Origin of the sequence: Paenibacillus sp. FSL R10-2736, from assembly GCF_038000245.1 — a bacterium.
Lineage (GTDB): Bacteria > Bacillota > Bacilli > Paenibacillales > Paenibacillaceae > Paenibacillus_AQ > Paenibacillus_AQ phytohabitans.
In genome coordinates this window covers 4499241-4515493 of the sequence record NZ_JBBOBN010000001.1, presented here as the reverse complement: position 1 = coordinate 4515493, position 16253 = coordinate 4499241, and the positions used below count along the sequence as shown (strand labels likewise).

The 16253-nt window shown below is 52.9% G+C and carries 12 protein-coding genes; 11 read left to right on the top strand and 1 reads right to left on the bottom strand.

All coding sequences use genetic code 11. The features are described from left to right. Positions 1-6: 6 nt before the first annotated feature. From NSQ73_RS19760 to NSQ73_RS19725, 8 genes are all read left to right on the top strand, one after another. A complete protein-coding gene (locus NSQ73_RS19760) occupies positions 7-918 on the top strand; it encodes a carbohydrate ABC transporter permease (RefSeq protein WP_042135910.1) in 912 nt (303 codons plus the stop codon). A gap of 130 nt (positions 919-1048) precedes the next feature. Continuing rightward, a complete protein-coding gene (locus NSQ73_RS19755) occupies positions 1049-2581 on the top strand; it encodes a response regulator transcription factor (protein ID WP_340987820.1) in 1533 nt (510 codons plus the stop codon). A gap of 22 nt (positions 2582-2603) precedes the next feature. Continuing rightward, complete coding sequence (locus tag NSQ73_RS19750) at positions 2604-4412, top strand: sensor histidine kinase (protein ID WP_042135915.1); 1809 nt, start codon at positions 2604-2606, stop codon at positions 4410-4412. Further along, positions 4405-5925: a response regulator transcription factor gene (locus NSQ73_RS19745; protein WP_340987819.1), complete on the top strand. Its 1521-nt coding sequence runs from the start codon at positions 4405-4407 to the stop codon at positions 5923-5925. The genes NSQ73_RS19750 and NSQ73_RS19745 overlap by 8 nt, the downstream gene beginning before the upstream one ends. Before the next feature lie 33 nt (positions 5926-5958). Continuing rightward, positions 5959-6168 carry an endo-1,4-beta-xylanase gene (locus tag NSQ73_RS19740; protein WP_336101112.1) on the top strand — a complete coding sequence of 70 codons (210 nt, stop codon included), beginning with the start codon at positions 5959-5961 and terminating at the stop codon, positions 6166-6168. Beyond that, on the top strand, positions 6119-6295 hold the full coding sequence (locus tag NSQ73_RS19735) for a hypothetical protein (protein ID WP_336101118.1): 177 nt from the start codon (positions 6119-6121) through the stop codon (positions 6293-6295). Before NSQ73_RS19740 ends, NSQ73_RS19735 begins: the two co-directional genes overlap by 50 nt. An 89-nt stretch (positions 6296-6384) precedes the next feature. Beyond that, positions 6385-7815: a glycoside hydrolase family 43 protein gene (locus NSQ73_RS19730; protein ID WP_340987818.1), complete on the top strand. Its 1431-nt coding sequence runs from the start codon at positions 6385-6387 to the stop codon at positions 7813-7815. A gap of 23 nt (positions 7816-7838) precedes the next feature. Then, positions 7839-9353 carry a glycoside hydrolase family 43 protein gene (locus tag NSQ73_RS19725; protein WP_340987817.1) on the top strand — a complete coding sequence of 505 codons (1515 nt, stop codon included), beginning with the start codon at positions 7839-7841 and terminating at the stop codon, positions 9351-9353. Positions 9354-9556: 203 nt separating this feature from the next. Here NSQ73_RS19725 and NSQ73_RS19720 read toward each other — a convergent pair whose 3' ends face one another. Then, the gene (locus NSQ73_RS19720) at positions 9557-10348 is read right to left on the bottom strand and encodes a helix-turn-helix transcriptional regulator (RefSeq protein WP_340987816.1); all 792 of its coding nucleotides are present in this window, start codon (positions 10346-10348) and stop codon (positions 9557-9559) included. 172 nt (positions 10349-10520) lie between these two features. Between NSQ73_RS19720 and NSQ73_RS19715 the strand changes: the two genes are divergently transcribed. The 3 genes from NSQ73_RS19715 (at position 10521) to NSQ73_RS19705 (ending at position 15360) form a co-directional block, all read left to right on the top strand. After that, positions 10521-12335, top strand: coding sequence for a family 43 glycosylhydrolase (locus NSQ73_RS19715; protein ID WP_340987815.1), 1815 nt, complete (start codon positions 10521-10523; stop codon positions 12333-12335). Between the two features lie 127 nt (positions 12336-12462). After that, the gene (locus NSQ73_RS19710; RefSeq protein WP_340987813.1) at positions 12463-14487 is read left to right on the top strand and encodes a right-handed parallel beta-helix repeat-containing protein; all 2025 of its coding nucleotides are present in this window, start codon (positions 12463-12465) and stop codon (positions 14485-14487) included. Between the two features lie 81 nt (positions 14488-14568). Then, a complete protein-coding gene (locus NSQ73_RS19705; protein WP_340987812.1) occupies positions 14569-15360 on the top strand; it encodes an alpha/beta hydrolase in 792 nt (263 codons plus the stop codon). Positions 15361-16253: the final 893 nt, after the last annotated feature.

The following is a 16253-nucleotide window of genomic DNA, read 5'->3' as shown; positions in this document are numbered from 1 at the left end:
GCCCTTATGAAAGCTGTAGCAAAAGGATCAAGCCGCATAGAGCCGGTTGTGTTTCATACACTGAACACGCTGTTCATGCTCTTTGTGGTTGCTGTAACCTTGTATCCATTCCTCCACACGATGGCTGTTTCGTTCAACGACGGCAGTGACACGCTGGCCGGTGGAATCTATCTCTGGCCCCGTTCGTGGACGCTGGAGAATTACAAGGCGGTCTTTGTTTCAGGGACGATCTACCATGCCGCATTTATCTCGGTATCCCGCACGGTCATCTCAACGCTGCTCGGTGTTTTTCTCACCACTATGCTGGCTTATGCACTGGCGCAGCCACAATATATTTTTCGCAAAAAAATCGGCCTGCTGTTCATCCTGACCATGTATTTCAATGCCGGACTGATTCCGAACTACTTCCTGATCAAGAATATGGGCCTGCTGCATAGCTTCATGGTCTATATCCTTCCGAGTCTGGTCAGCGCATTCAACCTGATCATTATGCGGACCTATATCCGCGGTCTTCCGTTCAGTCTAACCGAATCGGCGAAGATCGACGGGGCGGGGGATTTCCGGATTTTCTGGAAAATCATCTTCCCGCTGTGTACTCCTGTACTGGCAACGGTTGCTTTGTTCATTGCGGTAGGTTCATGGAATGCCTGGTTCGATACCTTCCTCTATGCTTCCTCGGATCTTAAGCTAAGCACACTGCAATATGAAATGATGAAGCTGCTGGGTTCCACGATGAGCACGAACAATGATCCTTCCATGCTTGCGGGAGGCCAGAATAATCAGGTGCAGGCCCTGGTTACACCGGCTTCCATCCGTTCCGCGATCACGATCGTTACGGCTGTCCCGATTTTGTTCGTCTACCCTTTCTTGCAGAAGTATTTCGTGGTAGGGTTGAACCTGGGAAGTGTGAAAGAATAATTGTCATTTAGAATGATATAAGAAAAATATGGATAATATAACCGTTTCGGGTGAAGCCGAAGCGGTTTCTCCTGTTCAATACTGGTGAGCCTTGCAGAACTCAAAATACTTAAATAAAGAGGGTGATCCAATGCTTAAGGTACTGTTTGCCGACGATGAGCCGCTTATGCTGGAAGGGCTGCGATTCCTGGTAGACTGGGAGAAATTAAACTTTGAAGTATGCGGTGAGGCTCTGGACGGGGAGGACGCGCTGGATCTGATTCACAGCACCCGTCCTGATCTGGTTATAACTGATGTGCGCATGCCGGTAATTGACGGTCTTGAACTAATAAAAAGAGCTTCCAAAACCGATTTCCGGCCCAAGTTTATTATCTTCAGCGGCTACGCCGACTTTGAGTATGCCAAGCGGGCGCTTAAGTACGGGGTATCCAACTATTTGACCAAACCTCTGGATGAGAAGGAGCTAACAGAGGCGCTGCAGATCGTAACCGACCAAATCCATAAGGAGCGCAAGGTGTCCTCACGGCGCGAGGCTCTTTCGGCTCTGATGCAGGCGGATACGGTATCCCGGCTCCTGATGCGGGAGAACACGGAAGAGGAGCGGCAGAAGGGGATGAAGAGCCTTGGGATCACCCCCGCCTCGCGGATATGCTGTATACTGGTCCATGGAACAGCGCCTGACAGTCTTCAGCTGCGTGAGCAGGTCTCTGCCATGGGCGGCAAGGAGCCGCTGTGCAGCCTGAGCGTCTATCCGTTCACTGCAGGAAGCGGGAAGCATGGATATTTGCTGGTGTCCCCGCAGGAAGGACCGGAGCTTGACCCGGCCATGCTCACAAGCTGGATGGATGAAATACGTCCCTTGTACAGCACTCCGGTCTGTTTCACGGCAAGCCTTCAGCATCACGGACCGGAAGCTCTGAATTCGGCTTATCAGGATGCGCTGGCTGCTGAGCTGTGCAGGCCGGATGCCGCGGAGGGCGGAGCGGCCGGCTTCTTCGAGAAGCAGGATAAGACTCAGATGGCGATGCTTCCGGCAGAGCTGAGAAGATCGCTGCTGCAATCCGTCACTGAAGGGAAGCTTGAGCACCTGAGCGGGCAACTCCGCGATGTGTTCAAGATATTCTCGGCGGAGGTGGCTTCAAGCTCATGGATCGACGCTTTTCTGGCCAATATCAAAGCTGAGCTGCTACGTGAAATTACTGCCAGAGGGGGAGACTATGCGCAGTGGGTGAAAAAATGGTTTCCGTCCCGGTATACGGCCAGCTGCCTGCCTCTGCTGGAGAGGCAGACGGAGGAGGAGCTGTGCGAGGCTGCAGAATGGTTCGCAGCTGCTGCGGACGGCAGGCGGGAGGACCAGATAGTGTCTGCCGTGACGGAGTATGTCCGCAGGCATTATCAGGAGAAGCTGAAGCTGCAGGATATTGCGAAAGTTCTGCATGTGAATTCCGCTTACCTGGGACAACGGTTCAGGAAGCATTACGGCAGCTCTTTTAACGACTATCTCCATGAATACCGCATTGAAGAAGCCAAGAAGCTGCTGCGCCGGACCGATATGGGTATTTCCGATATCTCAAGCCGGGTGGGCTATGCGGACGCTGATGTGTTCGCTGCCAAGTTCAAGGCGCTCAACGGCGTTACGCCTACCGTATACAAGAAGAGCTAAATCAAGGGGAGGAGGGGACTGCATGAAGCATAAACGGAAGCCGTCTGCCTTCATCAATGATATTCCGCTCAAATACAAGTTTTTGTTTATCTACTTACTGTGTGTTCTCGTCCCCATACTCAGCATCAACGCCCTTTTTTATGTGCAGATCAGCCGCAACGTGGAAGTACGGGAGAGGGAGAATCTGGGGATTTCGGTAGACCGGGTGGTCTATGATCTGATGCAGATCGTGAATGAATGTGTGGCGATCAGCAATACGGTGGCTGCAGACCGGCCCTATATGGAGATGATGGATTATGCCTACCCGGATAATGAGGCTTATTATGATGCCTATAACGATTTTCTTAAGGACAAGCTGCGGCAGTACAGCAATCTCCACTCCTATATCTACTGGATGGGCATATATACCTCCAATCCGACGATCCAGAATGGCAGCAGCTATTTTATTCTGTCAGACAAGGATAAGCAGAGTGAATGGTACCGCAAAATATCAAGCAGCACAGACAAGGTATTGCTGACCTCCTATCAGGGGACCAACCCGCTTAATCCGCCCCAGCAGGAGGTGTTTGTCAGCCTGATCCGCAAGCTAGATAACTTTACGGGCCAGCCCTACAATAAGTATTTGCGGATTGATCTGCGGCTGAACAATGTGCAGGAGCTGTTCCAGAAGGAGCGTGATTATCTGGATTTCAAGCTGCTGGATGAGAAGAACCGGATCGTGCTGGCATCGGGTCAATCCTTCTACTCGCTGGACACCAATGCTCTGCTGAATGTGGACACAAGCCTGGATCAGCCATCCAAGCAGATTGTCCGTACGCTCAGCAGTGCAGCCTACACCAAGGGCTGGCGTCTGGTCGGAACTCCGGAGGGCCGGAAGGTGAATCATGAAATGGTCCATGCGCTAAGGATCTCACTGATTCTTGCTCTATTAACTATAATTCTCCCTACCCTGCTCATGATTGTGATTATAAGGTCCTATAATCTGCGGGTCAGATTGCTCTACAAGCATATGAAGCTGGTCAAATATGAACAGTTCGAGAGCATTGATATGTATGAGGGGAAGGATGAAATCGGCGGACTGATCCGCAGCTTCAATCTGATGACCGGGAAAATCCGCAATCTGATCAATGATGTCTATAAGCTGGAGATTCAGAAGAAGGACCTGGAGCTTGAACGGGTACGAGCGGAGCTGAAATATCTGGAAAGCCAGGTGGACCCTCATTTCCTCTTCAATACGCTGAATGCCATATTGGTCATTTGCAAGAAATATAAGTATGAACAAGTCACGGATGTCATCCGCAATCTGGCGCTGATTATGCGCAGGCTGCTAAGCTGGAAGGATGATCTTATTACTGTAGAGGAAGAGGTCTCTTTTATCGAAATGTATCTGCAGATTGAGAAGTTCCGCTTTCAGAACCGGTTCTCATATGTGCTGGATATTGAGCCGGAGGTGCTGAAATGCCGGATTCCCAAGATGAGCATACAGGCCTTGGTGGAGAATTCCTGCAAGCATGGCCTACAGTCGGTCAAATGGGCAAGGGAAATCCACGTGTCCGCGGCGAGGGATAACGCTGGCCTGCTGATCGTAGTGACGGACAATGGCAAGGGAATCGAGAAGGAGAAGCTGGAATGGATCAAGTCCCATCTGGAAACGGAGCAGGATTCCGGACAAAATGTCGGGCTTCGCAATGTGTATAAACGCTTGATGTTGTACTATAACGGCAGAGCCAGGTTCAGCATTGAGAGCACCGAATATGAACAGACGGTCATTACCATCCGGATTCCCGAGGACTTGAGCCTGGATCTGGTAGTGGAGGGATCTCATGTATAAAGTGGTACTCGCGGATGATGAAACCCTCGCATTAGAGGGATTGCGGACACAGACGGATTGGGAAGAGCTGGGCTTTGAAATCTGCGGAGCCTGCGAGAATGGGGAGGAAGCGCTGGCTGCGATTGTACAAAACTCGCCCGATCTTGTGATTACAGATATCCGTATGCCCGGGATTGACGGGCTGGAGCTGATAAGGCGCGTGCGCAGCCTTGAGATGGAGCAGCCGATCTTCGTCGTTCTCAGCGGCTACGGCGAATTCGAATATGCAAGAACTGCCATTCGTTATGGGGTAAGTCACTATCTGCTGAAGCCGGTCGTAGAGGCCGAATGGGATAAGGTGCTTACAGACATTACGGATGAGCTGGAGCTACGCGTTAAGCAGCGGATGCAGCAGAGCATGCTGGCGAGCCGACTGCTGCCGCTGGCGATTGCGCGCATGCTTGAGGGCCACTGGGCCGAGCCTGAAGAGGAGGCGGCCGAGCAGATGGACCGTCTGGATGAGACCGTCACGGGCTGGACGTATCTGCATGTGGAGGGCGATAGCAGCAATATCACAGACCTTTGCCGGGAGCTGGCCGGACCGGCAGGTGCCCTGTTCATTGACCTGCCCGGCGATCAGGCCGGACTGGTTGTGGAGAGCTCGGCGGGGGCGGCCGGGCTGGCGGAGCAGCTATACGCTGGGCTGGTCCGCAGCGGTGTGAAGGGCTCCGTCAGCATCGGGCCGAGTGTGCAGTCACTCCGCGAGCTGCCTGTCTCCTACAGGGAAGCGGCAGGGGCTGCGGCCCGCCACTATTTCTATTCAGACGGAAGCGGTCCGGTGCATTCGGCCATTGAAGGCGAGGGCCAGGTGAACTACAATCTCCCTGCCACAGAGTTGCTCGAGGAAATAATAAGCGCTGTGGAGAGGCTGCAGGAGCAGAAGGTTCAGGAGAAGCTGAACGAAATGTTCAGCGTGTTCAAGGAGAACCGGACAGATCCGGGAGTTGTACAGATGACCAGCATGGATATCATGCTGAGAAGCATGGAATTGCTGAAGGAATTCGGCGGAGCGGACGATCAGTGGATCGGTTCGCTTGATTTTTTCAGAACGGAGCCCAAATCGCTGGAAGCCCTGCAAGCCACCCTTCAGAGCGCGCTGGCAACAAGTATGAATTATATCCGGCAGCACAAGGAACGTAACTCAGAGCATCCGCTTATCCGCGTAGAATGCTTCTTGCGGGATCATTATTCCAGGCATTTGACTGTAAAAGAGATTGCCGAGCACTTCTATATCAATCCGGTGTACCTGGGCCAGGCCTTCATCAAAAAGCATGGGATCAGCATTCTGGAATACATTCACAATCTGCGTATAGAAGCAGCCAAAAAGCGGCTGATCGAAACCCGCGACACAGTCAGGAGCATTGTGGAGAGTGTGGGTTATGTGCACTATCACCATTTCCTGAGAGAGTTTGAGAAACGGACGGCACTGAAGCCGGTGGCATTCCGCGAACAGTCCCAGTCTGATAAAGGATAGATCCATTAATTTATTAGGGTCCATGTATTTAGTATGGTAATGGTAAACGCATACAAATTCGCTATGATAGAGATAGCTGTCCAACAATGCTGTTATTCACAGGAGGTCCACGGCATAGGCATGCAGGCCCATTGGAATATCTATGGCCCGTCCATTGAAGAAATCCGCAGCGCCCTTGAGCTGTACGCTTCTTTTGGGGCTCAAAATCCTGATTACGGAGCTGGATATCTCCATGTTCCGTAATGAGGATAAGCGCACGGACTTGAAAGCGCCAACATTAGAAATGCTGAGGCTCCAGGAGGAGCGTTATACGGAGATCTTCGCCCTTCTGCTGGAATACAAAGCTTCCATTGATTCGGTGATCTTCTGAGGCGTGGCCGATGATTATACCTGGCTGGACGGTTTCGCAATCCTAATTGTTATAACCATCTTATCGCTAACAACAATGGAGGGAATTAAATGACAACTCAATTGAATCAGGCTACCGGAAAGGTACCCCCTAACGGTAATCCGCTGGTAGCGCACAGATACGGAGCCGACCCTTATGCCCTGGTATTCGGGGACAGAGTCTACCTGTACATGACCAACGACGCGCTGGAATATGATGAGAGCGGTGTGGTGAAAGAGAACTCTTACAGCAGTATCAATACCATTACCGTCATCTCCTCTGCCGACCTGGTCAACTGGACCGATCATGGCGCGATTGCCGTGGCCGGACCGGAGGGCGCTGCGAAGTGGGCTACCCAATCCTGGGCACCGGCAGCAGTTCATAAGGTGATTGGCGGCAAGGACAAGTTCTTCCTGTACTTCGCCAATAATGCCAGCGGGATTGGGGTTCTCTCAAGTGACAGTCCGGTGGGGCCATGGGTTGACCCAATCGGGGAAGCGCTGATTCTGCGCTCCACACCGGGGGTGGCGGATGTGACCTGGCTGTTCGACCCGGCGGTTCTGGTCGATGACGACGGCAAGGGCTACATTTACTTCGGAGGCGGTGTCCCGGAAGGACAGTTCGCAGAGCCGGGCACAGCCCGGGTGATGAGACTGGGTGAGGATATGACCAGCGTAGTGGGTACTGCTGAAGTGATCCCGGCGCCATTCATGTTCGAGGATGCCGGGATTCATAAGCGGAACGGTGTCTACTACTATACTTACTGCTCGAACTTTTATGACGGGGAACGGCCAGAGGGCAGCCCTCCGGCGGGGGAGATCGCCTATATGACAAGTGATAGTCCCATGGGTCCCTGGACATATCAGCGGACGATCCTGAAGAATCCGGGACATTTCTTCGGAGTCTCCGGGAACAACCACCATGCGGTGTTTGAATTTCATGACAGCTGGTATATTGCTTATCACGCCCAGACCTTATCCAAGGCACAAGGGATTGCGAACGGCTACCGCTCCACGCATCTTAACCGCCTGACTCATCATGAGGACGGTTCCATTCAAGAGATTCATGCGGACTATGAGGGCGTGAAGCAGCTTGTCACACTGAACCCGTATGAACGCATCCCGGCAGCAACGATGGGCTGGAGCGCGGGGGTGAAGACAGAATTTCTCACTGCCGGGGGAGAGCAGATCGTAACGGATATAGAGAACGGCGGCTGGATCGGATTATCCGGAGTGGACTTCGGGAGCCGGGGAGCAAAAGCGTTCCAGGCTTCGGTTCTGGGCCTTGAAGCCGGCGGTGTACTGGAGCTGCATCTGGATGACCCGGCTGGCCCGCTCGCCGGCAAGCTGTCCGTGCCTGCGGCGAACGGGGCAGAATGGACGGAGCTGAAGAGGGAGGTCCATGGAGCCATAGGGGTACATTCACTCTATCTGGTATTCACAGGCGCGAGCGGCAAGGACTTGTTCAAGCTGGCAGCTTGGAAATTCACGACAGAAGCATAACCAACTTCAAGGAGGCCAAAGCATTGAATACCGCGATCATTACCAATCCTGTAATGTGGGCAGATGTCCCGGATGTGGATGTTATCCGGGTCGGCCCTGTATTCTATATGGTCAGCACCAGCATGCACTCCATGCCGGGCTGTCCGATTATGAAGTCAGAGAATCTGTACGACTGGGAAATAGTGAATTATGTCTATGACTCCTTCGAGGATCATGAGGCCCACCGGCTGGAAGACGGCCAAGGGATATACGGCAGCGGTTCTTGGGCGGCCTCCCTCCGCTATAAAGACGGAATCTACTATGTATGCTTCTCCTCCAATGATATGGACCAGTTCTATATCTACCGGACCGGAGATATTGAGCAGGGACCCTGGGAGCGTTCGGTGATTCCGGGACTCCATCATGACCCGGCTCTCCTGCTGGATGAAGATAACCGCAATTATGTGATCTATGGCAACGGGGACATCATGATCAAGGAGCTGACAGCGGATCTGACGGCTGTGAAGCCCGGCGGAACGGATCAGCTGCTGCTGGAAGGCGAACGGGAAGACATCGGCCTGCGGATTGAAGGCTGTCATGCGCATAAGCGGAACGGCTATTATTATCTGTTCTTCATTGAATGGCCGAGAACCGGCAATCAGCGCAGACGCCAGCTGTGCTACCGTTCCCGTGAGCTGCCGGGTCCTTACGAGCGGAGGGTTATTCTGGATGATGATCTGGGCTACCGGAATAACGGTGTCGCCCAAGGCGGCATTGTCGATACACCGGACGGCGACTGGTACGCGGTGCTGTTCCAGGATCATGGGGCTGTCGGACGGATTCCCTGTGTCCTCCCCGTAAGCTGGGAGCAGGATTGGCCGGTGATCGGGGAGAACGGTGAAGCGCCTAAAGTGTTCCGGACGAAGCTTCCTGCGGGGGAGCCGAAGCCGCTGGTGATCAGCGATGAGTTCGATTATACCAGCGGCCGGCTGGCGCTGAACTGGCAGTGGAACCATAATCCCGACAACGGGCTATGGTCTCTCACCGAGCGGCCGGGTTATCTGCGGCTGCGCACCGGACGCACAGCAGACAGCATTCTGCGGGCTCGTAATACACTGACCCAGCGGACGGAAGGTCCGGCGTGCAGCGCGGAGACGCTGATTGATCTCTCAGGCATGCAGACCGGCGACAGGGCAGGTATGGTTGCCTTGCAGAACGGGTACGGGACGGTCGAGGCTGCGGCCTTGGAGCAGGGCGGGTTCAGCGTGAGTATGTGCGTCAACAGCGGTGACGGCTGTCCGCAGACGGTAGAGAGTATTCCATTCACCGGCAACAGGATATATCTAAGAATCGATTTTAATTTCGAAGATAGCGTGGACACGGCCCATTTCTTCTATTCGGCAGATGGGGCGGCCTGGAAGGCTATTGGCGGAACGCTGCATATGAAATATACACTGGATCATTTCATGGGCTACCGGATTGGCTTGTTCAATTATGCGACCCAATCATCCGGAGGTTATGCCGATTTCGATTATTTCCGTTATCGCAGGCAGGGCTAAGTCCGGGTCTTGAAACCGAAACCGGCAGCCTGGATGCCGAAGGCGGGGGCAGTTTAAGAATACCGGCCAGAGGCAGCGACAGAGTGCAGGTGTGCTAATAGTTGGCTTAATCAGCATGTGAGGGGCATTGGTTAATGCTTCTCATTTGCTTGTCGTCTAGCCCGTACCCGCTCCAGCAAAACTGCCGAGATAACTACAATTGCCTATTCTTCCTGCCGGGTTTCAGCCTGTTTGGAAGCAAGCTTCTCGCGGTAGGCCCGGGGGGAGAAGCCGGTAAGCTGCCGGAACTGCCGGCAGAAATGCTCGACATTCGCATAGCCGCAGAGTGCTGCGATCTCCGCAATTTTGTGCTGGCCATAGCCAAGCTTCTCCTTGGCCAGCCGAATCCGGCAGTGAATGACATCCTCCATGCAGGAGATGCCGAAGGTGGATTTGTATATGGTCTGCAGGTAGCCTGTACTTATATGCAGATGCCCGGCCATAGAGGACACGGTCCAAGGGTGGCCGGGGTTGCTGTAAAGCGTCTTGCGCAGCTCCAGAAGATTATAATATTGCGGAGTCAGCTTGTCCTCGGACGCCTCGGACAGCTTATTGAACAAGAGCCGGAACAGGTAATCAATGGATAGCTCCCGGTAATCGTTCTGGAAGGAGTTCTCCAGTGTCAGCAGCTGAAACAGCTGATGGCAATAGCCGGGGTCCGGCAGCGAGAATGGAGTGCCGACTGGTAGGACGGTCTCTGTAATATAAGATTCATCCGCATCAAAGCGGACCCAGTCATTCACATACTTCCGGGAGCAGGCCCGGTAATAAATGCTGTGCTTAGGCGGATACAAGACAGCAGAGTGAGCGGGGAATTCCTTCAATTCCCCATTCACATCAAACAGTGCCGGAGTCTGTGTCAGTACAAGAAGCCAGGCATCCAGCCCTTCCGGAATGCTGTACACGAAATCATGCTGATGCGTAGCGTCATATTCAACGTAGTGTATTGCGGGCATTGGCTTCTCCTTTCTTCGGATAGATCAATTAATGGTCAGTAAATATCATTGTTAGAAATTCGCTCAATCTCTATAATTTATAGTGTGTATCACGAGTGTAGCTGAATAATGACAGTGGAAGGTGTATTACTGGTTATTAGAAATTATCAATAAGAAGGAAGGTTATTGATTAATGATACCACAACAAAACGAGGATCGGAATCAGATCCTTTGCTATACAAGGCTGCCGCAGGAGGATATGGTGTACGCTTCGAGGCTTGCCCACAGCATGCACTTGGCTTACAGCACAGACGGGCTTCTGTTTCAGGAATTGAATCATAACTCAGGTGTTCTGTTCGCCAAGGCGACGGAGAATGAAGACGGGACACTCCGGGCCAAGAGCCTGAATCATCCTTATCTTTTCCACTTGGCTGACGGGAATTACGGCGTAATTGCTGTGCGTACTGAGGCAGACGGTGAAGCCGATGAACAGAGTAAGGGGAAGGTGCTGTTGTTCTCCTCTGCCGATTTACTGCAATACAGCGAGGTGGGACTGCTGGAGCTTAAGGCCGATACCTTTGTAAGCGATGTCTCCTGCCAATACGATCCTGAGCGGAACGGTTACCTGATCAGCTGGATGGATGAATATGGTCAGGGGTATGAGAGCTGGATGACCGACATTATGAGCCTCAAAAATGTCTCGGCTCCGGGAAAAGCAAAGCCGTTCACTCTGGATACCGTGCTTGCCGATATTGAAGGGATTCTGCCGCGCAATGTGATCTCTGTCTCTGCAGAGACAGCCCGCAGACTCTTCTGCAAGCTTACTGTTCCAGAGAACATTGCTATCGTGGTTCCGGACCGCGTAAGTGCGGCTTCGTTAGAGGAAGTGAAGGCTGTGCGGGCAACGGCTCTATACAGCGATGGTACGCAGGCGTCCAAAAAAGTGGATTGGAATATGGGCGCCATCGACTGGAGCCAGGCGGGAACCTACAGAATTACCGGGGAGATCCATCAGGAGCATTATCCTTTTCCAATCGCACTTGACCGTGCTGACCCTTGCATTACACAGTGGAAGGGGAAATATTATTTCATTGCCACCAATGATGCGGATCAGAATCATACGCTGTATATGAGGGAAGCGGATACTATTCCCGGACTGGTAACGGCTGAAGAGGTGCTGATTCTCGATTCATCCACCTATGAACAGATTCGCGGTCTGCTGTGGGCGCCGGAATTCCATTTCATTGAAGATGAGCTGTACATTTTTCATGCGGCAACCTCTGGTGAATTCTTCTATGAAGAGTCGCATGTGATGAAGCTGCGGGCAGGTGGTCATCCGATGAACGCGGCGGACTGGACTATCCCGAAGCGTGTAGTGAAGAAGGACGGCACATATTTGTGTGAAGCAGGCAAGACGATTTCTCTGGATATGACTGTCATCCGGTGGAACGGCAAGCTCTATGCGGCATGGTCGGAGCGCCAGTTCGTGCCTGTCGATCTGGGGGCCAGGGTCTATATCGCAACCATCGATCCGCAGGAGCCGTGGAAGCTGACCAGTGATCCGGTGCTGCTGACCCGGCCCGACTATGGGTGGGCTAACAATCATACCTTTGTGGATGAAGGCCCGTTTGCCCTGTATTCGGATGACAAGCTCTACGTGACCTTTGCCAGCGCAGCGGTGGATGCCACCTATGTTGTCGGTCTCCTGACTGCAGATAGAGGGGCGGATCTGCTGGATACAGAGAGCTGGACCAAAGGCAATTATCCGCTGCTGACCTCCAGAAGTGTGCCGGGAGAATACGGTCCGGGCCATAATTCCTACGTGACGGACGAGGATGGGGTCATCTGGAACGCCTATCATGCGAGACCGGGAATTGACGGACCACGTAGCTCCGGTCTCCGCCGTGTGCATTTTGACATTGACGGTGCTCCGGTTCTGGATTTCACAGAGGAAAAGGACCTGAATCCGGAGCTGAAGCAGGTATCCATGGAAGTGAACGTAGGCTAGCTAGTGGGTCTGTTAGCCGCATCAGCGTCTCCCTGGAAGAGTGAACGCAAGAATGTACGGGATCATCATTGTTGACGATAACGCCCTTAATATGCAGAAGACTTGCAAGGAAGAGGAGGAATTGATTATGGAATATCATGTTGCCATTCAAGGGAGCGATCAGGCGCCGGGTACGGCGGAACAGCCATTCCGCTCCGTTTCCCGTGCTGCGGCTCTTGCGGTGCCGGGAGATACGATTACAGTACATGCGGGGATATACAGGGAATGGATCAGCCCGGCCAATGGAGGTACAGAGGAACAGCGGATTGTATATCAGTCTGCCGGGGATGGGGAAGTGGTTATCACCGGTGCTGAGCCTGTGGCCGATTGGACGGATGAAGGGGACGGCGTCTGGAGTACGGAGGTACCGAACACCCTGTTTGTTGTCCGCAACCCCTATAAGGTTAAATTGTACGGGGACTGGCTGTTTGAAGGCGCGTTCCAGCCGCATTTGGGAGAGGTATACCTTGACGGCAAGTCCCTATATGAATGTGATGGCGTTGACAAGCTGCGCAATCCCCAGGTTTGGCCTCAGGCCAAATATGCGGAGGACTCTCTGCTGCAGTGGTATGCGGAAGTAAGCTCCACGGCCACCACAATATGGGCGAACTTCGGCGGCAGGGACCCGCGCAAAGAGAATGTGGAAATCAATGTGCGCCCTTATTGCTTCTGGCCGGAGAAGACCGGCCGCAGCTACATAACTGTCAGGGGCTTCACACTCCGGCAGGCCTCACCCCAGTGGGCTCCGCCAACAGCTTTGCAGGAAGGGCTCATTGGCCCCCATTGGAGCAAGGGCTGGATTATTGAGGATAATCTGATCAGCGAGTCCAAATGTACAGGCATCAGCCTCGGCAAAGAAATCACCACCGGGCATAACGAATGGTCGGAGAACCGGATCAAGGGCGGAACGCAACGGGAGCAGGAGGTTATTTTCCGTGCTTTGCGCAAGGACTGGCACAAGGACCGGATTGGAAGCCATATTGTCCGCAACAATGTGATTCATGACTGTGAACAGGCTGGAATCGTAGGGCATCTAGGAGGTGCTTTTAGCCAAATCTATCAGAACCGCATTTACAATATCCATCATAAACGTATTTTCCACGGCGCAGAAGTCGGAGGCATCAAACTCCATGCTTCACTGGATACCCAAATTTGCGGGAATGTCATTTACAGCTGCTACCGGGCACTTTGGCTGGATTGGCAGGCGCAGGGCACCCGTATCAGCCGAAACACCTTTTACGACAATTTGTCCGAGGATCTCTTTGTAGAGGTCTGTCACGGCCCTTATATGGTGGATCACAACCTGTTCCTGTCTCCGATGAACTTTCGCAATATGGCTCAAGGCGGTGCGTTTGTTCATAATCTGTTTGCCGGCAGGTTTGTGGTGCGTTCCGAGCTTACCCGTTATACACCCTACCATATGCCTCATGAGACAGCTGTTGCCGGGTTCAGTAATATCACGGGTGGCGACGACAAGTATTATAACAACCTATTTATAGGTGATGACGATCCGCACAACGAGCCGCTGCCGATGACTTTTTTCGAGCATCTTCCACTCACTCCAAGAGAAAATCTGGACGAAAGCGGTGCCCCGGTAATGGACGGTATCCCGGATAACTCCCGCTGTTATCTTCACCCTGTGGGGTTGGGCGGGTACAACGATTACCCGGACTCCATGCACAAGCGGTGGTGGGAATATACCAAGGAAGAAATTGCGGCGATGGAGGAAGCCGAAAAGCCGTTCCAGCCCGATAGGATGGCACTTCCTGTCGCGATACAGGGCAATGTGTATTTGAAAGGCGCGGTCCCCAGTTCTCATGAGCCGGATGCAAGGGCCTATGTTGACAACGGTGTTGAGATCGAAATCGATCCAGCTGTAAACAAGGTGCAGTTGTATATTAAAAGCGCTGAAATGATGCATGCTGCAGCTCCAGCTGTAGTTACGACTGAGATGCTCGGCAGAAGCTATCACGCGGAGATGTACTACGAGGAACCGGATGGCTCCGCCTACCGTTTTGACCACGACTTTTTTGGCAAACAGCGCCCGGATCAAAATATCACGCCCGGACCATTTGAATTGCTAGATGATAGTCCGGTGAAGATTGTGCTGTAACGCAGAATAATGGGGCAAGGCTCCCACACTTTGTTTATTGAATAAACTAAGTGTGGGATATACATAAATTCAAGGAGAGGGATGAGGACATTGAACGGGAATAATCCGAAGTATTTAACACAAAAGCCAGGGTATGATCAGGAGCGGGAAGGGATCGCGCGGGGAGAGATCCGCACGATTGAATATCCTTCTGCGACAGTAGGCAACACGCGGAAGGCCCGGGTGTATACACCGCCCGGATATTCCAGTGCAGAGAAATACAGCGTCTTGTATCTGCTCCACGGCATTGGCGGAGATGAGGACGAATGGTATACCCACGGCAAACCGCAGATCATCCTGGACAATCTGTATGCCGATCTGCTGCTGAAGCCCATGATCGTTGTGCTGCCGAACGGCCGGGCGATGCTGAATGACCGGGCGGAAGGCGATATTTTCGCCCCCGACAAGGTGCAGGCCTTTGAAACGTTTGAATCGGATTTGCTGAACGATCTCATTCCTTATATAGAAGCGAATTATTCAGTCCTGACGGACCGGATGCACCGTGCCCTGGCCGGATTATCCATGGGAGGTGGGCAATCGCTCAACATGGGTCTGAGCCATCTGGACCGGTTTGCCTGGATCGGGGCGTTCTCCCCGGCTCCCAACACGAAGGAGCCTGAGCTGCTGGTACCCGATCCGCAGCAGACGTCCGCAACGCTTAGCCTGCTCTGGTTATCCTGCGGCGATCGGGACAGCCTCAAGTATGTCAGCGACCGGACGCACGCCTATTTCGCGGAGCATGCGGTGCCGCATATCTGGGTTGAAGAACAGGGTGATCATGATTGGCCGGTCTGGAAGAACGGCTTGTATCAGTTCTCGCAGCTTATTTTTTAAATGGTTTGGGGGCGTTCGGAATGAGTGCCTCTGATTCCGCTGGAGGTGCTGCTATTGTAGCAGCGAAACGTCCTGCCGGACGTACACTGATTGTCCGTTGATCAAACGCTGACCGAGCATTGATCGAGTACTGATCGAGTACTGATCGAGTACTGATCGAGTACTGATCGGGCACTGATCGGGCACTGATCGGGCACTGGTCGAGCACTGGTCGAGTACTGATCGAGTACTGATTGAGTACTGATTGAGTACTGATTGAGTACTAATCGGGCACTGGTCGAGCACTGATTAAGCACTGATTATCCGCTGATTGCCCCATCAATCGCCCGCTAATCACACACCCAACGTCCGCCGATCGCCAACTAATCAGCCTCTAATCACTCACCTGTCGTCCACCGATCGCAGAAGACTGCATTGCACGCGGCGTTGAGGTTGTTGGGAGGAAATAGTTGGATTTTATACACTTGCTGATAAACAAATATCCCTTACTGCAACTGTAGTTGGATAAACAGCACTTAATTCATTGAAATTCACCTTAAATGGAGAATACAGCAAAATTAGATGCTCTTTTTCCACTTGCTTGTCTGCAAACGCCGGAATCGGCCTAATTAAGATACGTTTTTCCACTTGCTTGCTGACGAGGGCGATTGGTTGGATAGGAGCAGGCTGGTTGGCGATGAAGGGGCGCTAGGTTGGATAGGAGTAGGCAGGTTAGCGATGAAGGAGCGCTAGGCTGGATAGGAGTAAGCAGGTTTGTGATGAGGGAGCGCTATAGGTTGGATAGGAGTAGGCAGGTTGGCGATGAAGGAGCGCTAGGTTGGATAGGAGCAGGCTGGTTGGCGATGAAGGGGCGCTTGGTTGGATAGGAGTGGGCAGGTTGGAGATGAGAGGGC